General features: G+C 67.6%; 23 protein-coding genes. 11 read left to right on the plus strand and 12 right to left on the minus strand.

All coding sequences use genetic code 11. From position 1 onward, the window contains the following. Positions 1–10 precede the first annotated feature (10 nt). Genes LRA87_RS17450 through LRA87_RS17460 form a run of 3 tightly spaced genes read left to right on the plus strand, consistent with a single transcriptional unit; the run spans position 11 to position 2,768 of the window. Entirely contained in the window at positions 11–1,063 is a 1,053-nt protein-coding gene (locus LRA87_RS17450; RefSeq protein WP_230782101.1) for a diacylglycerol/lipid kinase family protein, read from the plus strand. A 35-nt stretch (positions 1,064–1,098) separates the two neighbouring features. Further along, positions 1,099–1,998 (plus strand): hypothetical protein, encoded by a 900-nt coding sequence (locus tag LRA87_RS17455; RefSeq protein ID WP_230782103.1) that lies wholly within the window; start codon positions 1,099–1,101, stop codon positions 1,996–1,998. Continuing rightward, positions 1,995–2,768, plus strand: coding sequence for an NTP transferase domain-containing protein (locus LRA87_RS17460; protein ID WP_230782105.1), 774 nt, complete (start codon positions 1,995–1,997; stop codon positions 2,766–2,768). The genes LRA87_RS17455 and LRA87_RS17460 overlap by 4 nt, the downstream gene beginning before the upstream one ends. Here LRA87_RS17460 and LRA87_RS17465 read toward each other — a convergent pair. Further along, on the minus strand, positions 2,747–3,448 hold the full coding sequence (locus tag LRA87_RS17465) for an HAD family hydrolase (RefSeq protein ID WP_230782107.1): 702 nt from the start codon (positions 3,446–3,448) through the stop codon (positions 2,747–2,749). The two genes, LRA87_RS17460 and LRA87_RS17465, sit on opposite strands and share 22 nt — an antisense overlap. Before the next feature lie 124 nt (positions 3,449–3,572). On the opposite strand from LRA87_RS17465, the gene LRA87_RS17470 reads away from it, so the two are divergent. Beyond that, on the plus strand, positions 3,573–4,355 hold the full coding sequence (locus tag LRA87_RS17470; protein ID WP_230782109.1) for a hypothetical protein: 783 nt from the start codon (positions 3,573–3,575) through the stop codon (positions 4,353–4,355). Between the two features lie 10 nt (positions 4,356–4,365). Here LRA87_RS17470 and LRA87_RS17475 read toward each other — a convergent pair whose 3' ends face one another. After that, positions 4,366–5,271 carry a prephenate dehydratase gene (locus tag LRA87_RS17475; RefSeq protein ID WP_230782111.1) on the minus strand — a complete coding sequence of 302 codons (906 nt, stop codon included), beginning with the start codon at positions 5,269–5,271 and terminating at the stop codon, positions 4,366–4,368. A gap of 115 nt (positions 5,272–5,386) precedes the next feature. Here LRA87_RS17475 and LRA87_RS17480 point away from each other — a divergent pair, with 115 nt between their 5' ends. Next, the gene (locus tag LRA87_RS17480; RefSeq protein WP_230782113.1) at positions 5,387–6,079 is read left to right on the plus strand and encodes a c-type cytochrome; all 693 of its coding nucleotides are present in this window, start codon (positions 5,387–5,389) and stop codon (positions 6,077–6,079) included. Positions 6,080–6,178: 99 nt separating this feature from the next. Here LRA87_RS17480 and LRA87_RS17485 read toward each other — a convergent pair whose 3' ends face one another. Together LRA87_RS17485 and LRA87_RS17490 are read right to left on the minus strand one after the other, a co-directional pair. Further along, entirely contained in the window at positions 6,179–7,054 is an 876-nt protein-coding gene (locus tag LRA87_RS17485) for a TIGR00730 family Rossman fold protein (protein WP_230782115.1), read from the minus strand. A gap of 47 nt (positions 7,055–7,101) precedes the next feature. Continuing rightward, positions 7,102–7,752, minus strand: a complete 651-nt coding sequence (locus tag LRA87_RS17490) for an extensin-like domain-containing protein (protein WP_443024905.1) — start codon at positions 7,750–7,752, stop codon at positions 7,102–7,104. Between the two features lie 143 nt (positions 7,753–7,895). On the opposite strand from LRA87_RS17490, the gene LRA87_RS17495 reads away from it, so the two are divergent. The 5 genes from LRA87_RS17495 (at position 7,896) to LRA87_RS17515 (ending at position 14,475) form a co-directional block, all read left to right on the plus strand. Continuing rightward, positions 7,896–9,047, plus strand: coding sequence for a phosphoserine transaminase (locus LRA87_RS17495; RefSeq protein WP_230782117.1), 1,152 nt, complete (start codon positions 7,896–7,898; stop codon positions 9,045–9,047). A gap of 106 nt (positions 9,048–9,153) precedes the next feature. Next, the gene (gene serA, locus LRA87_RS17500; RefSeq protein ID WP_230782119.1) at positions 9,154–10,731 is read left to right on the plus strand and encodes a phosphoglycerate dehydrogenase; all 1,578 of its coding nucleotides are present in this window, start codon (positions 9,154–9,156) and stop codon (positions 10,729–10,731) included. Positions 10,732–10,852: 121 nt separating this feature from the next. After that, a complete protein-coding gene (locus tag LRA87_RS17505) occupies positions 10,853–11,908 on the plus strand; it encodes an MlaA family lipoprotein (protein WP_230782125.1) in 1,056 nt (351 codons plus the stop codon). Between the two features lie 55 nt (positions 11,909–11,963). Next, positions 11,964–13,076 (plus strand): ATP phosphoribosyltransferase regulatory subunit, encoded by a 1,113-nt coding sequence (locus LRA87_RS17510; RefSeq protein ID WP_230782126.1) that lies wholly within the window; start codon positions 11,964–11,966, stop codon positions 13,074–13,076. 109 nt (positions 13,077–13,185) lie between these two features. Then, the gene (locus tag LRA87_RS17515; RefSeq protein ID WP_230782128.1) at positions 13,186–14,475 is read left to right on the plus strand and encodes an adenylosuccinate synthase; all 1,290 of its coding nucleotides are present in this window, start codon (positions 13,186–13,188) and stop codon (positions 14,473–14,475) included. A gap of 62 nt (positions 14,476–14,537) precedes the next feature. On the opposite strand, the gene LRA87_RS17520 is transcribed toward LRA87_RS17515, so the two are convergent. The 6 genes from LRA87_RS17520 to LRA87_RS17545 form a co-directional block, all read right to left on the minus strand. Next, positions 14,538–15,017, minus strand: coding sequence for a hypothetical protein (locus LRA87_RS17520; RefSeq protein ID WP_230782130.1), 480 nt, complete (start codon positions 15,015–15,017; stop codon positions 14,538–14,540). A 68-nt stretch (positions 15,018–15,085) separates the two neighbouring features. Beyond that, a complete protein-coding gene (aroC, locus tag LRA87_RS17525) occupies positions 15,086–16,168 on the minus strand; it encodes a chorismate synthase (RefSeq protein WP_230782132.1) in 1,083 nt (360 codons plus the stop codon). Then, positions 16,165–16,434, minus strand: coding sequence for an endonuclease domain-containing protein (locus LRA87_RS17530; protein ID WP_230782242.1), 270 nt, complete (start codon positions 16,432–16,434; stop codon positions 16,165–16,167). Before LRA87_RS17530 ends, aroC begins: the two co-directional genes overlap by 4 nt. 230 nt (positions 16,435–16,664) lie before the next feature. Then, complete coding sequence (gene fabI, locus LRA87_RS17535) at positions 16,665–17,456, minus strand: enoyl-ACP reductase FabI (RefSeq protein WP_230782244.1); 792 nt, start codon at positions 17,454–17,456, stop codon at positions 16,665–16,667. Positions 17,457–17,464: 8 nt separating this feature from the next. Further along, on the minus strand, positions 17,465–18,415 hold the full coding sequence (locus LRA87_RS17540) for a YihY/virulence factor BrkB family protein (protein ID WP_230782134.1): 951 nt from the start codon (positions 18,413–18,415) through the stop codon (positions 17,465–17,467). 8 nt (positions 18,416–18,423) lie between these two features. After that, positions 18,424–19,380: a DnaJ C-terminal domain-containing protein gene (locus LRA87_RS17545; protein WP_230782136.1), complete on the minus strand. Its 957-nt coding sequence runs from the start codon at positions 19,378–19,380 to the stop codon at positions 18,424–18,426. A gap of 97 nt (positions 19,381–19,477) precedes the next feature. Between LRA87_RS17545 and LRA87_RS17550 the strand changes: the two genes are divergently transcribed. Beyond that, positions 19,478–19,741, plus strand: a complete 264-nt coding sequence (locus tag LRA87_RS17550; protein WP_230782138.1) for a hypothetical protein — start codon at positions 19,478–19,480, stop codon at positions 19,739–19,741. Between the two features lie 147 nt (positions 19,742–19,888). On the opposite strand, the gene LRA87_RS17555 is transcribed toward LRA87_RS17550, so the two are convergent. Both LRA87_RS17555 and LRA87_RS17560 read right to left on the minus strand, forming a co-directional pair. Then, positions 19,889–20,779 carry a transglutaminase family protein gene (locus tag LRA87_RS17555; protein ID WP_230782246.1) on the minus strand — a complete coding sequence of 297 codons (891 nt, stop codon included), beginning with the start codon at positions 20,777–20,779 and terminating at the stop codon, positions 19,889–19,891. A gap of 8 nt (positions 20,780–20,787) precedes the next feature. Then, the gene (locus tag LRA87_RS17560; protein ID WP_230782152.1) at positions 20,788–23,262 is read right to left on the minus strand and encodes a circularly permuted type 2 ATP-grasp protein; all 2,475 of its coding nucleotides are present in this window, start codon (positions 23,260–23,262) and stop codon (positions 20,788–20,790) included. Positions 23,263–23,327: the final 65 nt, after the last annotated feature.

A 23,327-nucleotide genomic window follows, 5' to 3' on the forward strand; every position in this document is an offset into this window, starting at 1 on the left:
GAGGGCGGTTGTGGCCACACGGATAGATGGGCGGCCCTCCGCCGGACAGACCCTGCTCGGTGCGGCGGGCGAAGTCCTGTTTCGCCAGACCGGCGCGCATGCTGACGGTCGCCTGCCGCGGGTCGCATTGCCGGCTGCGCTGGCGCCGGCATCGTCTCTGGTAGGCGTGATCGCCAACGCTCGCAGCCACCGCAATCAGAAGACCGGGGTGCGGCTGGATCACTGGCCGGACGTGCTCTACGCTGCGCCGGAGACGTTCGACGCGCTGGAGGACACGCTGCGCGATTATGCCGCGCGCCAGATCGGCCTGCTGGTCGTCAATGGCGGTGACGGAACGTTGCGCGACGTGATGACCGCGGCGGCACGGGTGTTCGACCGGTTGCCGCCGATGGCGATCATCCCGTCGGGCAAGACCAACGCGCTGGCACTCGACCTCGGCATTCCGGACGTGTGGACGGTACGCGATGCGATCGCCGCGGCACAGGCCGGGCGGTTCGTCCAGCGTTCCCCGGTCGAGGTGCTGCGCAACGGCAGCGACCTGCCCGATGCACGCGGATTCCTGCTGGGCATGGGCGGCTTCGTGCGTGCGACCGAACTGGCGCAGAGCACGCACCGTGCCGGCGCGTTCAACGGTATCGCGGTGGCGCTGTCGCTCGGCTGGAGCATCGCCCAGACGCTGTTCGGCGGCCCCGGCAACCCCTGGCGCCGGGGGACGACGATGCACATGCAGGTTGACGATCAGGCGCCGGCGACGCGCCGATTGTACCTGATGCTCGCATCGACGCTGGAGCGGATGCCGGTCGGACTGAAACCGTTCGGTCGCCAGCGCGCAGGCCTCAAGATGCTGACTGTCGAGGCCCCGCCGAAGCATCTGCTGCGCATGCTGAAGCCGATCCTGACCGGAACCGACGGCGGTGCAGCAACATCGGACGATTTCACTCGAAGCGATCCGGGTATCGTCCATGTCCGGTCGGACGAGGGGTTCATTCTCGACGGCGAACATTATGCCGGTGGCGATCTGACGATCCGGGCGGGAGAGCCAATTCGGTTCGCCGCCCCGTGAGTTCAGGTGTGGATCGGGCGGCGGGACACACCTTGTTGTCGTTCGTCGCAGATGAACTGGATGTCGCGGTCGCCCCGCTGGTTTCGGCTGCGGCGCGCGATCTGGTACGGCGACTCAATGGCGTGGCGGTGCTGTTCTACGGATCGGTACTGCGGACCGGCGATCTGGATGGTGTCCTCGATTTCTATGTCCTGACGCCGCCGCCGCGGGGCTTCGGCATGCGGGCCCTGGCGACGCGGGCGCTCTGGCCCGACGTCAGCTTCCACGAGCTTCCGGTCGGTGGTCGTATGATCCGGGCCAAGGTGGCGACGATGCCGCTCGATACATTCTGCCGCGCCGCCGGGGGGCGAACGATCGACACGACGGTCTGGACGCGGTTTGCGCAGCCGGCCGGGCTGGTGTGGAGCGCCGATCCGGTGACCGGTGCGCGGGTGGTTCGCGCGGTTGCGCATGCCGCGGCGACGGCGGCGCGTTTTGCCGCGGTGCTGGGTCCGCAAAGCGGCCGCCCCGGCGATTTCTGGACCGCGCTGTTCCGCCAGACCTATTCCGCCGAACTGCGCGTCGAGGCGCCGGGGCGAGAGCAGCAGATTCTCGCCTTCGATCCCGACCGGTTCGATACCCTGTTGCCGCTGGCGTGGCAGGGCGCAGGGATCGGGTACGAACGCCGCGGCGACGCCTATCGCCCGCTGGTGACCGAGCGGGACAGCCGCCAGACGCTTGCGGCCTGGTGGTTGCGCCAGCGGCTCGGCAAATGGCTCAACGTCGCACGGCTGATCAAGGCGGCCTTCACGTTCGATGGTGCCGCCCGTTACGGCCTGTGGAAGTTGCAGCGTCACACCGGCATCGACCTGCCGCTGACGCCGTGGCGCGAACGCCATCCGATTCTGGCGGCGCCGGGCGTGATGTGGCGGGTATGGCACGCGCGTCAGGCATGACCTTCAACGCACTGATACTGGCGGGATCGCGCGGCGGCGCGGATGCGGTCGCATCATATGCCGGAGTGGCGGACAAGGCCCTGATCGTGATCGAAGGCGAGACGATGCTGGCGCGGGTCGTCGCGGCGCTGCGGGCGGCGGGTGCCGACCGGATCGCCGTGTCGGCGAACGCTCCTGCGGTGCGTGCCGAGGCAATCCGGCTGGGTGCCGAACCGCTCGATGCCGCTGCCGGCCCCAGCACCAGCACTCGGTCGGGCTTGCGGACGCTGGGCGCGCCGCTGCTGGTCACCACGGCAGATCACGCGCTGTTGCGTGCCGCATGGGTGTGCGAGTTCCTGACCGATGCACCGCCCGACGCGGACGTCGCCGCGCTGCTGGCGCACCGCGATGTCGTCGAACGCGACGCGCCGCCGACCCGGCGTACCTATCTGCGCTTTGCCGACGGCGGCTGGTCGGGCTGCAACCTGTTCCTGTTGCGCACGCCGGCCGCCGACGCTGCGATTGGACTGTGGATGTCGGTCGAGGCGGACCGCAAGCGGCCGTGGCGGATCGTCCGGCGTCTGGGCGTGCGCACGCTGCTACGCTATCTGGGCGGCCGGCTGACGCTGAATGCCGCGTTGGCACAGCTTGGAGCGATCGCAGGCGTACGGGCGGCGGCCGTCGCGGCACGGCATGGGCTGGCTGCGGTCGATGTCGACAAGCCCGACGACCTCGACCTCGTCCGCAGGATCGTGGCGGAACCGCCGGGTCAGGCGTCCCAGTCGACCTGAGGCCAGCCACGCTGTGCGGTGACGCGTCTCAGCGGGGCATGCGGATTGACCACCACGGGCTCGTCCGACCAATCGAAGGTCGGCACGTCGGAGACATGGTCGGAATAGAAGCGGACGGTCGTGGTGGCGCGGTCCAGTCCCTGCGCCGCGAACCACGCCTCGATCATCGCCAGCTTGCCCTCGCCATAGCAATTGCCGCCCTCGATCCGTGGCAGCAGGTGCCCGCGCGCATCGACCGCGGTGCGCGTCGCGATCAGCGCATCGGCGCCGACATCGCGCGCGATCGCCTCGGCGTAGAAACCATAGGCCGCGGTGGCGATCACGATGCGATATCCCGCCGCGCGATCCGCCGCCATCTGTCGGCGGGCCGAGGCGCGAATCTGCGCCGGTCCGAATCGCGCCATCCAGCGCGCCGCGATCGCTGCCGCGCGATCCGGTGACAGCGTGCCGAGCGCGGCGCGGTGCATCACCTGCTTCAGCTGGTCGCGATGCAGCAGCCCGACCCCCCGCAATGCCGCCGCCGCCAGCACGGCGGGCAGCAACGCCAGCCGCCACGGCGCGTGGCGGACGACGGCGTGCAGCAGAAACGGGGTCCAGGTCGGCAACCGGGTGATCGTCCGGTCGAGATCGTAGATCGCCACCCGCATGAGGGCTGACGAGCGTGGCGGGGTGTCATCCATCAGAGCGTCGATGGCGTTCGAAGATGGCGCGGACGTGGCAGGGAGCGGACACTGGTCAGGCATCCACCGTGCGCGATTCGAAGCGGTTGCGGCGGACATCCGGCCACGCTAGGCGCGGCGTTCCATGCGGTCCTATCAGCCATCGTCGGACCGTCGCCGGGCAGTGTCGCTGGCGCTCACCGTCGCCGCGCATGTCCTGATCGCATGGCTGCTGTGGCAACTCGCGCCGGTGTTCGATCCCGACCGGGAGCCGGGTCGGTCGCTGACGGTCAACATGCTGCCCGTCGGCGACAACAATTCCACCGCGACCAGGAGCGCCAAGGCGCCCGCCCGCGCAGCACAGGCGAGCCGCCGCACCGCGCCGGATCCCCCCGCTGCACCGAAGCCGCCGGCGGAGGACAGGCCGGTGCCGCCACCGGTCGACACGCCGTTTCCCGGCTATCTTGTGCTCAGCAAGAACGATTTCGCCGCCTCCGACGTCGGCAAGATCCCGTCGCGCAAGTCGGGCGGCAGCGCGGGCAGGCAGATGGCGGCGGCGGCGGAGGGGCAGGGCGACGGCGACGACGGCGAAACCACGGCGGCGGCGGGTATCGGGCCAGGCGGGCAGCGCCTCTACGCCGCCGAATGGTACGTCCGGCCGGCGGCGTCCCAGCTCAATCCGTATATGCCGCGCAACATCGTGCCTGCGGGGTCATGGGCAGAGATCGCCTGTCGCACCGCGCCCAATTACCGGGTCGAGGATTGCGTTCAGATCGGCGATTCGCGTCCCGGGCTGGGGCTGGCTCGCGCGATCCGCGAGGCGGCGTGGCAGTTCAAGATCCGGCCGCCGCGCATCAACGGCAAGCCGCAGATCGGTGCCTGGGTGCGCATCCACTACGACATCGTCGAGGGGCGACTGACGCCCTGACTCGGCGGGGTCAGCCCCGTTCGCGCGCGCGGCGGTACGTGCCCAGTACGCGCACCCATTTCGAATGGAAGCCCAGCTCCTCCAGCGCGCGATCGACCGCGGCGTCGCCGGGCTTGCCCTCGATATCGGCGAAGAACTCCGTCGCGACGAACTGCCCGCCGCGCTGATAGCTTTCCAGCTTCGTCATGTTGACGCCGTTCGTCGCGAAGCCGCCCATCGCCTTGTAGAGCGCGGCGGGAATGTTCTTCACCTCGAAGATCAGCGTCGTCATCCATGGGCCCCCGTCTTGCCCGTCGGCGCCTACCGCCGGCTTGCCGCCGCGCGCCAGCACGACGAACCGCGTGGTGTTGTGATCGGCATCCGCGATGTCGACGCCAAGCAGGTTGAGGCCGTAGATCGTCGCCGCACCGGGCGGGGCGAGCGCCGCGACCGCCGGATCGCCGAGCTCCGCCACATAGGCTGCCGCGCCCGCCGTATCGGGATAGGACGCCTGCCGGATACCGTGCGCCTTCAGCCAATGGCGGCATTGGCCGATCGCCTGCGGGTGGCTCATCGCCTCGCGAACGTCGTCGCGCGTGCCGGTGCCCATCAGCGCGTGGCGAATCGACAGGAAATGTTCGCCGGTGATGACCAGCCCGGATTCCGGCAGCAGGAAATGGATGTCGGCGACGCGGCCGTGCAGTGAATTCTCGATCGGGATGACCGCACAATCCGCCCGGCCGTCGCGCACGGCGTCGATCGCATCCTCGAACGCGAAGCACGGCAGCGGCAGGCCGTCGGGAAAGGCCTCCAGTGCCGCGACATGGCTGTTGGCGCCCGGCGCGCCCTGAAAGGCGACGGCGCGACCTGGGTCGGCGGCGGCGGCGGCAGTCATCGCGGCGACGATCGGACGGGCGGGGGCGGCATAGGTTTCCATGGCGACCGCGGCGGTAGAGTGCCTGTGCGCCACCAGCAAGCGCGCGCTTGCGGATGTATCCGCCGTTTCCTATGGGTTCGCTGCGCAAGAAGAGAACAGGGGCAGCGTCAGGCAGATGGATAACCGCACCAACACGATCGCCGGGTGGACGCTGGCAGCCTGCGGGCTCGCGCTCGGTCTGTCGATCGTCGGCGGCATGGCCTTCCACAGCGAGCGGCCGGAAAAGATGGGCTATGCGATCGAGGGCGTCGAGGCCGAGGGCGGCGAAGGCGGCGCGGCCGAGGTGCCGATCGCCACGCTGCTGCCGGCCGCCGACCCCGGCAAGGGCGCCGAAGTGTTCAAGAAGTGCGCTGCCTGCCACACCGTGACGCAGGGTGGTGCGAACGGCATCGGCCCGAACCTGTACGCGACGATGGGCGAGGGCATCGGCCAGGGCAAGGGCGGCTTCGCCTTCTCCGACGCGCTGAAGGGCGTGGGCGGCAACTGGGACTTCGACAAGATGAACGCGTGGCTGACGAGCCCGCGCAAATTCGCACCCGGCACCAAGATGACCTTCGCCGGTCTCGGCAATGCGCAGGATCGTGCCAACGTCATCGTCTATCTGAACGCGCAGGGATCGAACCTGCCGCTGCCGGCCGCTCCTGCCGCGGGTGCCGCTGCTCCTGCCGATGCGAAGGCGCCGGAGGGCAAGGATTCGGTAACCAACACCGATGCGGCGAACAACCTCGGCAATACCGGCACGCCGGCGTCGGGCGCGCCATCTGTCGATCCGAACGCCGCGATCGAAGGGGCGAAGGCGGGCAAGTAACGCCCAGGGCTATCGATCGGGCGAGTGCCGGTCGATAGCCCTGAATCCGTCAATCACCCGGAACGTATCCCGGGGACGAGGGGCGGCGACGGCAAAGGTTCAGCCATCCTTCTTCGCCTGTTCATCGTAGAAGTTGCGCACCACGTCCCACGCCTCCTCGGCGCTTTCGACATAGGTGAAGATCCCCAGATCGCGCGCGCTCACCACGCCTTCGTCGACGAGGGCTTGGAAATTCACCACCTTTTCCCAGAATTCGCGTCCGAACAGCAGCACCGGGATCGGCTTGATCTTGCCGGTCTGGATCAGCGTCAGCAGCTCGAACAGCTCGTCGAACGTCCCGAACCCGCCGGGGAACGCCGCCAGCGCACGGGCGCGCAGCAGGAAGTGCATCTTGCGCAGCGCGAAATAGTGGAACTGGAAACTCAGCGACGGTGTCACATAGGGGTTGGGCGCCTGCTCATGCGGCAGCACGATGTTGAGGCCGATCGATTCCGCCCCCACGTCGGTCGCGCCGCGGTTGGCGGCTTCCATGATCGATGGGCCGCCGCCCGAACAGACGACGAACTGGCGCATCCCGGCCTGATCGCGCGGCACGCGGCTGGCGATCTGCGCCAGCTCGCGCGCGACATCGTAATAGCGGCTCTTGGCGACCAGTCGCTCGGCGATCGCGCGCGAGACGTCGTCGGTGGCGAGTTCGAGCATCGCCTGCGCCTTGGCAGGCTCGGGGATGCGCGCCGACCCGTACATGACGAAGGTGGAGGCGATCTGCGCCTCCTCGAGCAGCAGTTCGGGCTTCAGCAGTTCGAGCTGGAACCGGATCGGCCGCAGGTCTTCGCGCAGCAGGAAATCCATGTCCTGGAAGGCGAGCTTGTAGGCGGGATGCTCGGTCTGCGGCGTCGAGATCGCCTGTTCGGCGCTGGCGGCATCCTGTCGGGCGCGGGGAAAGACCCGCTCGGGTACGCGTGTATCAGTCATCCGAGGGGGTTAGAGCAAAGCGCGTACCCGCTCAACGGAGGAAATCTTCACCGGCAGAAGCGCGCGCCGTCATCTTCCAAATGCAGGTGGTTGCGGTGCGCGGCATTGTACGCCGGCGACAGGACGGTGCCGAAACGGCGGCAGGCCGAATCGTGGATCGTGGTGAGGAATCGCTGCACCTGCGGATCGGGCGAGGTCCAGTCGTTGAGCACCGTCAAGCGCCGCCCGTCCTTCAGCGTCACGCCGCCGATATCGATCGCATTGGCGATGGCATGGCCGGAGCGGCGATCGGTGCGCTTCGACCCGATGACGTTGCGGCAAGCGTAGCTGCCCATGCTCTGCACGCTGACGAGTTCGCTGCCGAGGATCTGGTATGCCGCCGGCGCGACCGCGTTGCGGATCCAGCCGGAAAACGCCCGCGCCTCGCCGCACCGCACCGCACCGAGGCCGGTGACAGGCACGCCGATCTCGACGAGCTGGACCGTGCCCGAGAGGCCGCAGCCATTGCCGTTGTCCGTCTCCGGCAGCACGCGGTAGGCGACGTTCATCGCGCGAAGGTCGGCGAGGCATTGCGCCGTCTCGCGCGCCGCCGGCTTGGCGATCGTGTCGCGCGGCGGCGCAGGGCGTTCGCGACTGCCGCAGGCGGCAAGGAAGGCCAGCGCCGACAGGACACACGGGAAGCGAAGATACCGATACACGCGGCGATCATGCGTCAGACGCGCGGGCACAAACAAGTCCGGGACGGACAAACCTGCCTTGCCAGCGGCACGAACCGCCTCTAGGGCCGTCGACGGGCCACGCCGCCCCAACGCGGCGCGTGCTCTCTGTGAGGAGAGATACTTTGACGGATACCGTTACCGCACCCGCGTTGGATGCGACCAAGCCTGCCATGACACCGGCACGGCCCTTCTTCAGCTCCGGCCCTTGCGCCAAGCCTCCGGGCTGGGATGCGTCGAAGCTCGCCACCCAATCGCTCGGTCGTTCGCACCGGTCCAAGATCGGCAAGACCCGCCTTGCCTATTGCATCGACCTGATGCGCGAGCTGCTGGGCCTGCCCGACACGCATCGTATCGGCATCGTTCCCGGCTCCGACACCGGCGCGTTCGAAATGGCGATGTGGACGATGCTCGGCGCGCGCCCCGTCACGACGCTGGCGTGGGAAAGCTTCGGCGAGGGCTGGGTGACCGATGCGGTCAAGCAACTCAAGATCGATCCCACCGTCATTCGCGCCGATTACGGGCAGCTCCCCGATCTGACGCAGATCGACTGGGCGACCGACGTGCTGTTCACCTGGAACGGCACCACAAGCGGCGTGCGTGTGCCGAATGCCGACTTCATCCCGGCGGACCGCGAGGGGCTGAGCTTCGCCGACGCGACGTCGGGCGTGTTCGCCTATGACATCGACTGGGCCAAGATCGATGTCGCGACGTTCAGCTGGCAGAAGGTGCTGGGCGGCGAGGGCGGTCACGGCGTCCTGATCCTCGGCCCGCGCGCGGTCGAGCGGCTGGAGAGCTATACGCCGGCATGGCCATTGCCCAAGGTGTTCCGCCTGGTGTCGAAGGGCAAGCTGACCGAGGGCGTGTTCAAGGGCGAGACGATCAACACGCCGTCGATGCTGGCGGTGGAGGATGCGATCGCGTCGCTGGAATGGGCGAAATCGCTCGGCGAGCGTGGTCTGATCGCGCGGTCGGATGCGAATGCGGCGGCGCTGGACCGGATCGTCGAGGAGCGGGACTGGCTCGGGCATCTTGCCGCCGATCCGGCATCGCGGTCGAAGACCAGCGTCTGCCTGACCGTCGAGGGCGCCGACGAGGCGTTCATCAAGACGATGGCCGGGCTGCTGGAGAAGGAAGGCGCGGCGTATGACGTTGCGGGCTATCGCGATGCGCCCGCCGGCCTGCGCATCTGGTGCGGTGCGACCGTCGATACCGCCGATATCGAGGCGCTCGGGCCGTGGCTCGACTGGGCTTATGCGACCGCGAAAGCGGCCTGATTTGCCGTGCTCCTGCGCACGCAGGAGCCCAGAGCCACATGCGACATCCCCTGTAATCCTGTTCTCCTGCGTTCGCAGGAGGACAGTCGTTCTTTAGGAAATCCCCATGCCAAAAGTCCTCATCAGCGACAAAATGGACCCCAAGGCCGCGCAGATCTTTCGCGAGCGCGGTGTCGAGGTCGACGAGATCACCGGCAAGACGCCGGAAGAGTTGATCGCGATCATCGGTGACTATGACGGCCTCGCGATCCGCAGCTCGACCAAGGTGACGAAGGCGATTCTCGAACACGCCACCAACCTCAAGGTCGTCGGTCGTGCCGGCATCGGCGTCGATAACGTCGATATCCCCGCCGCGTCGGCGAAGGGCGTCGTCGTCATGAACACGCCCTTCGGCAACAGCATCACGACCGCCGAGCACGCCATCGCCTTGATGTTCGCTCTCGCCCGGCAATTGCCCGAGGCAGACGCCTCGACGCAGGCCGGCAAGTGGGAGAAGAACCGCTTCATGGGCGTCGAGCTGACCGCCAAGACGCTCGGCCTGATCGGGGCCGGCAATATCGGCTCGATCGTCGCCGACCGTGCGCGCGGCCTGAAGATGAGGGTGGTGGCGTTCGATCCGTTCCTGACGCCCGAGCGCGCGGTGGAGATGGGCGTCGAGAAGGTGACGCTGGACGAATTGCTCGCCCGCGCCGACTTCATCACGCTGCACACGCCGCTGACCGACCAGACCCGCAACATCCTGTCGGCCGAAGCGCTGGCCAAGACCAGGAAGGGCGTGCGAATCATCAATTGCGCCCGCGGCGGCCTGATCGACGAGGCGGCGCTGAAGGCAGGGCTCGACAGCGGCCACATCGGCGGCGCGGCACTGGACGTGTTCGTCGAGGAGCCGGCCAAGGCATCGCCGCTGTTCGGCACGCCCAATTTCGTCAGCACGCCGCATCTGGGCGCATCGACGACCGAGGCGCAGGTCAACGTCGCGATCCAGGTCGCCGAGCAGATGGCCGATTTCCTCGTCTCGGGCGGCGTCACCAACGCGCTCAACATGCCGAGCCTGTCGGCGGAGGAAGCGCCGAAGCTGAAGCCGTATATGGCGCTGGCGGAGAAGCTCGGGTCGCTGGTGGGTCAGCTGACCACCGGCGCGATCACGCGGATTTCGGTTCATACCGAGGGCGCAGCGGCGGAGCTGAACGCCAAGCCGATCACCAGCGCCGTGCTGGCCGGCTTCCTCGGCACCCAGACCGCAACGGTCAACATGGTCAACGCGCCGCTGCTGGCGCGCGACCGCGGTGTCGAGGTGCGCGAGGTCCGCACCGAACGCGAGGGCGATTACCACACGCTGCTGCGCGTTTCGGTCAAGACCGCCGATGGTGAACGCTCGGTCGCGGGTACGCTGTTCGGCGATCAGGCGCCGCGCCTGGTCGAGCTGTTCGGCATCAAGGTGGAGGCCGATCTGGTCGGGCCGATGCTCTACGTCGTCAACGAGGACGCGCCGGGCTTCATCGGTCGCCTCGGAACGGCGCTGGGCGAGGCCGGGGTCAACATCGGCACCTTCCATCTCGGTCGCCGTCAGGCGGGCGGCGAGGCGGTGCTGTTGCTGTCGGTCGATGAGCCGGTCGACGTCGCGCTGCTGGCCAAGGTGAAGGCTCTCGGCGGCGTGAAGACCGCGATGGGTCTGACCTTCTGATCCGACCCGGAGGGTGCCACGGAACAAGCGATCGTTCCGTGGCACCCTCTCTGGTGCTTTGCCGCATAGATGGTATGCAGCACCCGCCGGTCGGTTCGCGCCGGTGTGGAGATCATCGTAAGTGGCGCTGTCGGTGATCGCGATCCTGCTGTCCCTGTCGGATCAGCCGGTTACGCCCGCGCCTTCTCTCGTCGCTCCGGTTGAGCAGACGGCGAGCACCGGATCGGGAGCGATCGCGGATCGTGCGTCGGGTACGGTCCCGCAGATGGCGGATGCCACACCGGTCGTGTCCGTCCTGCCGCTCGTATCGGTCCCTTTCGACACGTTTCCGGTCTTCGTGGCGGCGGACGGCACATCGGCACCCAGCGATATTATCGTCACCGCACGCGCCGAATGGGAGGCCCCCGATCCGCTCGCCGGGATCAATGCGACCGCGTTTGAGGCGACGCAGACGGTGGATCGTGCGCTGATCGGCCCCCTGTCGATGGCGTATAAAAAGAAGGTGCCTGGGCCGATCCGCGACGGCATCCACAACTTCCTCTACAATCTGCGCGAACCCGTCGTCTTCGTGAACTACGTGCTCCAGCACAAGATCGGCAAGGCGGTGGAGACGGTCGGGCGATTCGTGGTCAACACGACGATCGGCGCGATCGGCCTGTTCGACATCGCCAGGCGCAAACCGTTCAGGCTGCCGCGCCGGAGCAACGGGTTCGCCAATACACTGGGGTTCTACGGCGTGCCCAACGGCGCGTTCCTGTACCTGCCGCTGGTCGGGCCGACGACGGTACGCGACCTGTTCGGCGGCGCGGTCGATCGCCTGATCCTGCCGATCACGCTGGGGCAGGGGGTGACCGATCCCAAATTCGCGATTCCCGCCGGCGTGCTCGGCGCGCTCGATCACCGGGCCGAATTCGACGAGACCTACAAAGCGATCGATACCGCGCCCGGGGACCGTTACGGCAATGCCCGCGACTTCTACCTGCAGCGGCGGCAGGCGGAGATCGACCGTCTTCATGGTCGCGGCAAGGCCGGAGCGGGTGGCATGACCGAGGCGCCGAGCGGGACGATCCGGCTGCGCGGGCGGGGATCGGACCCGACCGTCGAGCTTCCCGTCACCCCGTCCGCGATCCCTGCGGCTACGCCGTCCGCAACGACGACAACGCCGCCCGCCAGATAGGGCTGCTGCATCGCAGCTATGGCGCTCCCCCGCCGCTGTCGCTATCCGCGCGGACATGACCAAATTCGGCCTGCTGCCTGAGGGCTTCCACGATCGCCTGCCCCCCTTCGCCGACGCCATCGTGGCGGTGGAGGCGCGCGTGCTGGAGGCGGCGCGGGGTCATGGTTACGAACGCGTCGATCCACCGCTCGCCGAATTCGCCGAAGGGCTGGGTGCGCGACTGAAGGCCGGCGGCCTGCGCAACGCGGTGCGCTTTGTCGATCCGGTCAGCCAGACGACGATGGCGATCCGGCCGGATCTGACCGCGCAGGTTGCGCGGATCGCGGCGACGCGCATGGGCCACCATCCGCGTCCGGTCCGCCTGTCCTACGCCGGTTCGGTACTGGCGCTGAGAGCATCCGCGCTGGCACCGGAGCGGGAGCGGCGACAGGTCGGTGCGGAGCTGATCGGCCTCGATTCGATTCCAGCCGCGCGTGAGGTCGTCGGTGTGGCGGTCGAGGGGCTGATCGCGGCCGGTGTCGCCGGCGTGTCTATCGACTTCACGCTGCCCGATCTGGTCGACACGCTCGCCGCTGGACCGCTGCCGGTCGCCGCCGACCGGATCGGGCGATTGCGCGAGCGGCTGGACGCCAAGGATGCCGGCGGCGTCGCCGGGATCGCGCCCGCCTATCTGCCGCTGATCGCCGCGGCGGGACCGTTCGACAGTGCGATGGCGCAGTTGCGCGCGTTCGATAACCAAGGCGTGCTCGCATCGCGACTCGACGGCCTCGCCGACATCGCAGCGGCGATTCCCGCCGGTATCACGCTGACGCTGGATCCCACCGAACGCCATGGTTTCGAATATCAGACCTGGCTCGGCTTCTCGTTGTTCGCTGCCGGCGTCGCGCGCGAGGTCGGGCGTGGCGGGACCTATCTGATCGTCCACGGCGATGGCGCCGAAGAGGTCGCGACGGGTTTCTCGCTCTACGCCGACGCGATCGTCGCAACGACGGGACCGGTCGATCGCCGCCGCCTGTTCCTGCCGCTCGGTACCCCCGCCGACGCGGGTGCGGCGATGCGCGCGGCAGGCTGGGTCACTGTCGCGGCGCTTGAACCCGGCGATACGCCGGAGGCGCAACTGGCGACGCATCTGTTCGTCGATGGCCGAGCCAGTCCGCTGGACGGTTGACCCGCCGGGCGGAGACCGGTAGGCGCGCCCTCGCAATCAGGACCTGTTCGTGCGCCGAGTCCTGTCGAAGGGCGCACGGATCAACGCCGGCAGGCGGAGACCTGTATCCATGGCCAACGTAGCAGTCATCGGCGCGCAATGGGGCGACGAAGGCAAGGGCAAGATCGTCGACTGGCTCGCCGAGCGGGCCGACATGGTCGTGCGCTTTCAGGGCGGACATAACGCCGGCCATACGCTCGTCGTCGGCGAGAACGTCTACAAGTTATCGCTGCTGCCGTCGGGCATCGTCCGCGGCACGCCCAGCGTCATCGGCAACGGTGTCGTGCTCGATCCGTGGGCGCTAAAGGCCGAAATCGAGCGGCTGGCGGCGCAGGGTGTCATCGCGACGCCGGATACGCTGCGCATCGCCGACAATTGCGCGCTGATCCTGCCGCTCCACCGCGACCTCGATGCGCTGCGCGAGGATGCGAGCGGCGCGGGCAAGATCGGCACCACCCGACGCGGCATCGGCCCGGCATATGAGGACAAGGTCGGCCGGCGCGCGATTCGCGTGTGCGATCTCGCGCACCTCGACGACCTCGGTCCGCAGCTCGATCGCCTGCTGGCGCATCACGACGCGCTGCGTGCCGGCTTCGGCTCGCCAGCGATCGATCGTGAGGGACTGATCGCCGAACTGCGCGAGATCGCGGGTTATGTGCTGGCATTTGCCAAGCCGGTGTGGCGCGACCTCAACGGGGCGCGCGCGGCGGGCAAGCGCATCCTGTTCGAGGGCGCGCAGGGCGTGTTGCTCGACGTCGATCACGGCACCTATCCGTTCGTCACCTCGTCCAACACGATCGCGGGTACGGCGGCCGGCGGGTCCGGCCTTGGGCCGGCGGCGGTCGGCTTCGTTCTGGGCATCGCCAAGGCCTATACGACACGCGTCGGCTCGGGACCGTTCCCCACCGAGCTTGAGGACGAGACCGGCGAGCGGCTGGGCGTGCGCGGTCACGAATTCGGCACGGTCACCGGGCGCAAGCGCCGCTGCGGCTGGATCGACACGGTGCTGCTGCGCCAGTCGGCGGCGGTCGGCGGCATCACCGGCATCGCGCTGACCAAGATCGACGTGCTCGACGGGTTCGAGACGGTGAAGATCTGCACCGGCTATCGCCTGGATGGGCAGGAGCTGGATTATTTCCCCTCACACGCCGCCGATCAGGCTGCGGTCGAGCCGATCTACGAAGAAATGGAGGGGTGGCAGGAATCGACGGCCGGTGCCCGCAGCTGGGCCGCCCTGCCGGCACAGGCGATCAAGTATATCCGCCGCGTCGAGGAACTGATCCGCTGCCCGGTCGCGCTGGTATCGACCAGTCCGGAGCGTGAGGACACGATCCTGGTCCGCGATCCCTTCGCGGACTGATCCGGACGCGAAAAAGCCGGGCGGCTGACGCCACCCGGCTTTTCGTCCATCGGAATGGATGCTTATTGCGGCGGCGTGGTCGTACCGGTGCCGCCGGTCGTTCCACCCATGGTGCCGGTGGTCGTCGATCCGCCCATCGTGCCCGTCGTGGTCGAACCGCCCATTGTACCGGTCGTCGTGCCGGTTCCGGTGCCGGTGGTGCCGCCCATCGGATCGGCTGTGCCGGACGTGCTGGTGCCCGTCGTGCCACTCATCGGATCTGCGGTCGTCGACCCGGGCGTGGTCGTCGTCGATGATCCGGTGCCGGTCGTGGTGCTGCCGCGGCGGCCGCTACGACGCGACGAACGATCCTGGGTCGTCGTGGTACCGGTGCTGGTCGTGGGATCGGTCGGCGTGGTCGTCTGGCCACCCATGTTGCCCGAGGTCGCACCATTTGCGGTGCCGGACATCGTGCCAGGGGCGGAGCCGCCATTGCTGGTCTGGGCATACGCTGCGGCTGGGATCAGCATGGCAGCGGCCATGAACGGAATGATCTTACGCATTGTTCTCTCCTGCAAAACTTGCCCGCACCCAACGGGTTAGGCAGAAGAGTGTTCCACTCGTCAGGTGTTTAACGGCCCGTCTGGCCCCGATGCAGCAACGCCTGGTCGGCTAATACCAGTACCATCATCGCTTCCACTACGGGCACACCGCGGATGCCCACACAGGGGTCGTGACGACCTTTGGTGGCAATGTCGGCAGCATTGCCGGAACGGTCGATCGTCTCCACCGGGGTCAGGATCGAGCTGGTCGGCTTGAACGCCACGCGCACGCGGATCGGCTGTCCGGTGGCGATGCCGCCGGTGATGCCGCCGGCATGGTTGGCAAGGAATTCAGGCCCCCCGTCAGCGCCATGTACACCCGGGCGCATCGCATCGGCATTGCTTTCACCGGTCAACGCCGCCGCCGCGAAGCCGTCGCCGATCTCGACCCCCTTCACCGCGTTGATCCCCATGCAGGCATGCGCCAGTTCGGCGTCGAGCTTGGCATAAAGCGGCGCGCCCCAGCCGGCAGGCACGCCCGTCGCCTCGCAGGCGACCACCGCGCCGAGCGACGATCCCGCCTTGCGTGCGCCATCGATCAGCGCCTCCCAACGTGCCGCTGCCGCACGATCGGGGCAAAAGAATGGATTCTCGTCGATCGCCGCGTCGTCGAAGGCGGCATAGTCGATCCCGTCGCCGCCGATCGCCTCTACCCAGCCGCGAATACGTACCTGCGGGATCACCAGTCGTGCGACGGCGCCGGCGGCCACCCGCGATGCCGTCTCGCGGGCGGACGATCGTCCGCCGCCGCGATAATCGCGAAAGCCGTATTTGGCGTCATAGGCGTAATCGGCATGACCGGGACGGTACGCCAGCGCGACCTCTGAATAATCCTTCGACCGCTGGTCGACATTCTCGATCATCAGGCTGATCGACGTTCCGGTCGTCCGCCCCTCGAACGTGCCCGACAGGATGCGCACCTGATCCGGCTCGCGCCGCTGCGTGGTGAAGCGCGAGGTGCCGGGCCGCCGCTTGTCGAGCCACGGCTGGATGTCGGTTTCGCTCAGCGTCAGACCGGGGGGGCAGCCATCGACGACGGCGCCGATCGCCGGGCCGTGGCTTTCACCCCAGGTGGTGAAACGAAACAGGTGACCGAAGGAATTGACGCTCATGCTCTGCTCTCCGCATGGGGGAGAGTAAGGGCCCCGCCCGGCATCGCCGGGTAAAAAGGTGATGGCGGAAGCGCGGCAAGGATCGTAGCGGCGACGCCGTCAAGATTGCCCATCACGTCCGCATTGCCGAAACGCACGGTTCGATATCCTTCCTGTGCCAGAAACGCCGTCCTTTGTGCATCGACCGCCACCGCGGCAGCGACGCCATGCGTATCGCCATCGACCTCTACGACAAGCTTTGCGCTCTGGCAGGCAAAATCCGCAATGTACGGACCAAGACGCTGTTGTCGGCGAAACTAGAGGCCGGCGGGGCGCTGCCGTGCAGAGCAGACCAAAAGAAAGTTCGGCAGGGGTGGCATCACGGCGCAGGCTTCGCGCGCGCTCGATCGTGCCGTCAGCTGGTGGATAGCGTGGTGGCACTGACCCTCACCCTCCCACTGCCTGCGGCAGCGGGCCCCTCCCTTTCCCCCGCGGGGAGAGGGGTCGAGCGGCATTCCTAGGCCAGCGCGATGTCCGGCGCGTCCTCTGCCTTCATGCCGATGACGTTGTAACCGGCATCGACGTGGTGGATCTCGCCCGTCACGCCGCTCGCCAGATCACTGAGCATGTACAGGCCCGCGCCGCCGACATCCTCGATCGTCACCGTGCGCCGCAACGGCGCGTTCAGCTCGTTCCACTTCAGGATATAGTTGAAGTCGCCGATGCCGCGCGCCGCCAGCGTCTGGATCGGGCCTGCCGAGATCGCGTTGATGCGGATATTGTCGGGGCCGAGATCGACCGCGAGATATTTGACGCTCGTCTCCAGCGCCGCCTTGGCGACGCCCATGACGTTGTAGTGCGGAATGACCTTTTCAGCGCCGTAATAGGTCAGCGTCAGGATCGATCCGCCTTCCGGCATCATCCGACGTGCGCGCTGCGCCACCGCTACCAGACTGTAGGCCGAGATGTTCATCGTCATCAGAAAATTGTCGAGCGTGGTGTCGTAATACCGTCCGCGCAACTGCGACTTGTCGGAAAAGCCGATCGCATGGACGACGAAATCGATCGTCGGCCATTCCGCCGCCAGTGCCTCGAACGTCGTATCCAGCGCCGCCATGTCCGACACGTCGCAATCGAACAGACGCGCCACGCCGAGCTGCTCGGCAAGTGGACGCACCCGCTTTTCCATCGCCGCGCCCTGATAGGAAAACGCCAGCTCCGCGCCATGTTCGGACAATTGCTTGGCGATGCCCCAGGCCAGCGACTTGTCGTTCGCCAGACCCATGATCAGCCCACGCTTGCCCGCCATCAAACCCGTCACGCCGTCTTCGCCTCCATCTTGGTCGCGCTCCCCTGTAGCGCCGGTTCCGGCGGTTCCGCCAGTGCCGCATTGAGATGGGCGCCGAACACCAGACCCAATCCGATTAGATAGAAGAACAACAGCATCACGACTACACCGGCGAGACTACCATAGGTTAGGTCGTAGCCGCCGAGCTGCGCGAGCACCTTGGGCAACAACGCGGTCATGCTGATCCACCATCCGGCCGTGAACAGCGCACCCGGCCATTTCGCACAGTCGGTGTAACGATATTTGGACGGCGTCACCGAATAGAATAGCAGATACAACGCGCCATACATCACCAGTCCCGGAATGATCCGCGACAGCCCGACCCAGCCCGCGACGCCTTCCGCAAACGGCAACAGGCGATAGATGAACTGTTCCGTGGCGGTCAGGATACCCTGGATCAGAAAGCTCATCAGCGCGATGATCACCGACAGGATGATGACGCCGGATGATGACAGACGCGATCGCCAGAACGGTGCGGTCGCCTTCACGCCATAAGCACGGTGGAAGATATCGCGGATCGTCTCGACGAAACTGCCGACCGTCCATAGTCCCACCAGACCGCCCAGCCACAGCAACGATCCCGTTCGCGCGACCAGCACATCGGCGATCGGCTTGCGCAGGATGTCCGCGACATTGGGCGGCAACACGTGGAGGAACGAGGCGACGGCACGCTGCGTCTCCTCGCTCTGGCCGAGCAGCGACAGCACCGCTGCCGCGGTGATGAAGAACGGGAACACCGTCATCAACGCCAGATAGGCGAGGTTTCCGGCGTGGATGAAACCATCGTTGAACACGCCGAGCGCGGAACGCTTGGTCACCTCCCACGCTGCGGGGCCGGGCTTCAGCTTGGCGAGTTGATGGCGGGCACCATGGCGCTGATGCGCACGGTCTTCGGGGGTCAGGGCAGCGGTATCGGTCACGTGGACGTTCAGACGCCCATCGCCGCCCGAGGGTTCCGTGGGTCGGTCCAGCCCGCTACGAACTGTTGCAGCGCCGCATCGTCTGCAGGCACGTCGATCACCAGCGTCACCAGCTGGTCGCCGCGACTGCCATCCTTCTTGTGGAACCCCTTGCCCTTCAGGCGCAGGGTCTTGCCCGACGTCGTTCCTTTGGGGATGGTGAGCATCACCGCCTTGTCGACCGTCGGCACGCGCACTGCGCCGCCGGCCACCGCTTCGCCGAGCGTGATCGGCAGGTCGAGCCGCACGTCGTCGCCTTCGCGGGTGAAGAAGCGGTGGCCCTGCACCTCGATCGACACGATCGCATCGCCGGCCCCGCCCGGACCCTGTTCGCCCTTGCCGCCCAGCTTCATCTGGGTGCCGGTCTCGACCCCCGCGGGCAGCTTCAGATCGATCGTCTTGCCGTCACCCAGCGTGACGCGCTGTGGGCTGAGCATAGCCGCGTCGACGAAGGGCACCTGCAGGCGATAGGTGACGTTGGCGCCCTTTGGCTGCGGCTGCCGGCCAAAACCGCTGGAAAATCCGCCGCCGCGCGATCGGCCGCCGCCGAACAGGCCTTCGAAGATGTCGCTCATGTCGGGATCGCCGGCACTGCCGCCGCCGCCGAATTCGAATCCTGCACTGCTGAACCCGCCGCCGGGGCCACCGGCGCGACCACCACCTCCCGGCCGCGCGCCGCCGCCATAGCCGAACGGCGAGGCGGGGTTGCCGTCGCCGTCGATCTCGCCGCGGTCGAAGCGGGCGCGCTTGTCCTTGTCGTTCAGCAGGTCATAGGCGTTGGTGACCTGGCTGAATTTCTCCGACGCCTTCGGATTGTCCTTGTTGCGATCGGGGTGCAGCTCTTTGGCGAGCTTGCGATACGCTTTCTTGATGTCCGCCTCGGACGCGCCGCGGGCGACGCCCAAGGTCTGATATGGATCGGCCATTGGTTCCCCGTTGGTGTATTACGCGCCTATGTGGGGGAGGGCGTCGCGCAACGCAATCTCGGGTTGGGTCGTTTGGGTCGCACAAGGAGATGCGATCATGACCGACAAGCAACCGATGCAGGCGATGCCCGGGGACGATGCGAAGCAGGGCGCGGACGATGGCGTGACCAACCCTTCTGGCAAGAGCGACAGCGAGAGCAACGGCGGGGCTTATCCCAATCCACATACGGGGAAGGGCAAGCAGGACGACGTCGGCGGCGGCTTCATGGGCCACGGCGGACAAAGCCATGTCGAATATTCCGGCACCGGGGATGCGGATACGGACGGCGATGTCGGAAACGACAACGCTGTGACGAAATAGGGTTGCCTACACCCCGTCATCCCGGCGAACGCCGGGTCCCATGGATGCGCGCGGCTAGCGTGGCACACATCACTAACCGTTTCCTTCCATGGGTCCCGGCGTCGCCGGGATGACGAACAATAGAGCGGATGGTCTGGCCCTTGAGGTTTAGGCCACCACCCCCACCAAAGGCGCGACATCGACACTGACGTCCATGTTCTGTGCCTGCGATCCCAGCACCACGCCATCCACCGGCGCGATCTCGGCATAGTCGCGACCGACAGCCATGACGATATGATCGCCCGCCATCCAGATGCCGTTGGTGGGGTCGAGCCCGACCCAGCCCTTCACCGGCCCGCACCACAGCAGCACCCACGCATGCGTCGCATCCGCGCCGACCAGCCGCGGCTGCCCCTCCGGCGGGATCGTGCGGATGTAGCCACTCGCATACGCCGCCGGCAGCCCTGCCGCACGCAGGCCGGTAATCATGATCTGCGCGAAATCCTGGCACACGCCCTTGCGCTTCAGGAATGCCTCGTGCGGCGGCGTGTCGACCAGGGTCGCGGTCGCGTCGAAGGTGAAATCGTCCTGTATACGGCGCGCGAGCGCAATGCCCGCCTCCAGACTGCCACGGTCCGGGTCGAGATCGGCCGCGCAATAATCGGCGATGGCATGGTCGAGCGGGATCCGAGGTGACGGAAACAGGTAATTGGCCGGGCTCGCCGCCGACAGGTCGCGGCTCGTCCGCGCCAGCGCCGCCACGTCGCGCAGGCTGAAATCGCTCGCGTCCGGCACCGGCACCAGCCGGTCGACCCGCATCCGCGATCGGCTTTCGATCGTCAGGCTGCGCACCGGCGTATCGATTACCAGCCGGGTGACGTTGGCGAGCCCCGCCTCCGCCCGCGCCGGGCTGACGCGCCCGACCGGTTCCACGGTCAGCGCATAATCCTCCAGCGTCTGCCCCGGCCAGTCGATCGGCTTCAGGCGCAGGTTGCAGCGGGCGAACTTGACGTTGCCGCCATAGTCGAACCGGGTGATGTGCCGGATATCGTAGAGCATGTCGCCGGTCACGCTAACGTCAGCCCCCCGGCCCGGAGCGGTTCCGCGCCTTGCAGGAAATAGCGGCGTGCCACGCTTTCCGACAGCTGCGCCAGCCGCCGCTCCAGATCGCCGAGCGCATCCGGCTCCAGCGCCGCTGCCGTCGTCATCGACAGCGCAGCCGCCAGTGCGCGGCCATGCGCCTGCTGTGGTTCGGGCATACCGTCGTCGCTCAACACGGGCAGGTCACGCAGCCGTTCGCCGATCCGCTCCGCCTGATAGGCGAGCGAGCGTGGATTGCCCGGATCGAGCGCGACCAGATCGACCACCGGTATGCGCGCAAGCCCCGTCATATAACGCTGGCGATAGCTGATCTGGCTGTCGGCGAGGTCGAGCAGGGTGGACAGGTCGTCCAGCGTCGCCCCCGGCATCCCGAACAACCGCAACGCCCGCGTCATCGCCATCGCGCGCTCGATCCGCCGGCCGAGATCGTGGAACCGCCACGCCGCGGTGCGCCCCATATGCTCCGCCGACAGGCCGGCGATCGCGACATAGCGGCGTTGCAGCGACCCGGCGCGGTCGAGCATGCCGCGATGGGTAGGGAAGGGCGCCTCGAGCAGCCGCACCATGTCCGCCGACAGCCGGTCGCGCGACCCCTCACCGATCCCCCGCGCGAGGCGGTTGATCGTGGCGACCGAATGCCAGCCTTCGTCCTCCATTGCCTGACGCGCGAATGCGGTCAGATCGCCGCGCTTGAGCGACGGCGGGTGCGCCGCCGCCCCGCCGCCGGCGATCAGCCCGACGAGCTTGCCGACCGTTGCCGACGACAGCGCCGCACCGCCGTCCGCATCGATCGAATTGCCGAGCATGACACGGATCGCAGCGAGCAACGCCTCGCCCCGTTCCAGATAACGACCGAGCCAGTAGAAATTGTCGGCCACGCGGCTCGGCAGCGTTCCCGGATTGCGACGGACGTGGTGCGAATCGGGCGCCGGTAGCAGCGACACCGGTTCGACCGTATCGGCACCGTGGATGCAGACGTCCGCCGACCATGTCCCCTCGCCGAGCACGCTGGCGCGGGGGTCGGTCGCCTCGCCAATCCGCGCAAAGCCGCCAGGCATCACCGTCCAGCCGCCGCTCGCATCGCGCGCCGCGAACACACGCAGCGTGAACGGCCGTGGCACCAGCGCGTCGTCGATGACGACCGGCATCGTCGAAAGGCGCACGATCTCCTGCCCGACGTAATCCTGCGGCCGGCGGGTCATGTCGGCGAGCAGCTGCGCCCGCTGACCCGCATCGAGTTCGCCGCCGTGCACCGTGCGCCCGCCCGGCAGGCCGAGCGGCACCGGCCCGAACGCCGATCCGATCAGCATCCGGTCGAGATCCTCCTCGACGCGCGCCAGCTCCGACGACTGGCCGCACCACCACGTCGCGATATTGGGCAGGTGCAGGCTTTCGCCCATCAGCCGGGTCGCGAGTTGCGGCAGGAACGCGCCGAACGCCGGCGCCTCCAGCACGCCCGCACCGGGCGCGTTCGACAGCACCACGTTGCCCGCGGCATAGGCGTCGATCAGCCCCGGCACACCGATCTGCGAATGCGAATCGAACGCCAGTGGATCGAGCATGCGTGGATCGACCCGCCGCCACAGTGCATCGATGCGCTTCAGCCCGCCGATGGTGCGGACGTAGACCTGGTTCTCCAGCGCGGCCAAGTCCGCGCCTTCGACCAGCAGCAAACCGAGATAGCGCGCCAGATGCGCCTGCTCGGGATAGCTCGGGTTGAATCGCCCCGGTGTCAGCAGTCCGATGCGCGGATCGGTACGCCGGCACATTGCCGCGATCCCCGCGCGAAAGGCGGCGAAGAACGGTGCATGTCGCTGCACGTTGATCCGCCCCTGAAGGCCGCCCAGCGTGCGGCTGACCGCCAGCCGGTTCTCCAGCGCATAGCCTGCACCGGCGGGGGCGCGCAGATGGTCGGCAAGCACGCGCCATTCGCCGGTTGGGCCGCGACCCAGGTCGATCGCGATGAAATGCAGGTGTTTGCCGCCCGGCGGCTCCAGCCCGACCATCGGCCGCAGGAAATAGGGGCTGCCGGTCACCAGTGCGGCAGGGATCAGCCCCCGTTCGACGAGGCGACCGGGGCCATAGAGATCGGCGATCACCGTCTCCATCAATTCGGCACGCTGGACGACGCCGCGGCTGATCTGCGCCCATTCCTCCGCATCGATCAGCAGCGGCACGGGGGAGACGGGCCATGGCCGCTCGTCCGCCTCGCCGATCATCCGGAACCCCATGCCGATGTCGGCGGCATGCCGGCGCACCCGCTCGCGGACATGGTCGAGATCGTCGGAAGCGACGGTCGCCAGTTCTTCGAACATCGCGGTCCAGGCGGGATCGTCGCTGCCGCACAACACATCGCCCGCGGTGGATCGCGCGCAATAATCGGCGATCCACCGCCGTGCATGCGTCGCCGCATCGAATAAGGGCGCAGCCTGCGTCGCCATCGCTCTAGCGTGTCACCCCATGAAGCCCGCGCTCACCGTGTTCGCTTGCGTGCTGCGAAGCAACA

The organism is Sphingomonas sp. Leaf37 (assembly GCF_920939475.1).
Classification (GTDB): Bacteria; Pseudomonadota; Alphaproteobacteria; order Sphingomonadales; family Sphingomonadaceae; genus Sphingomonas.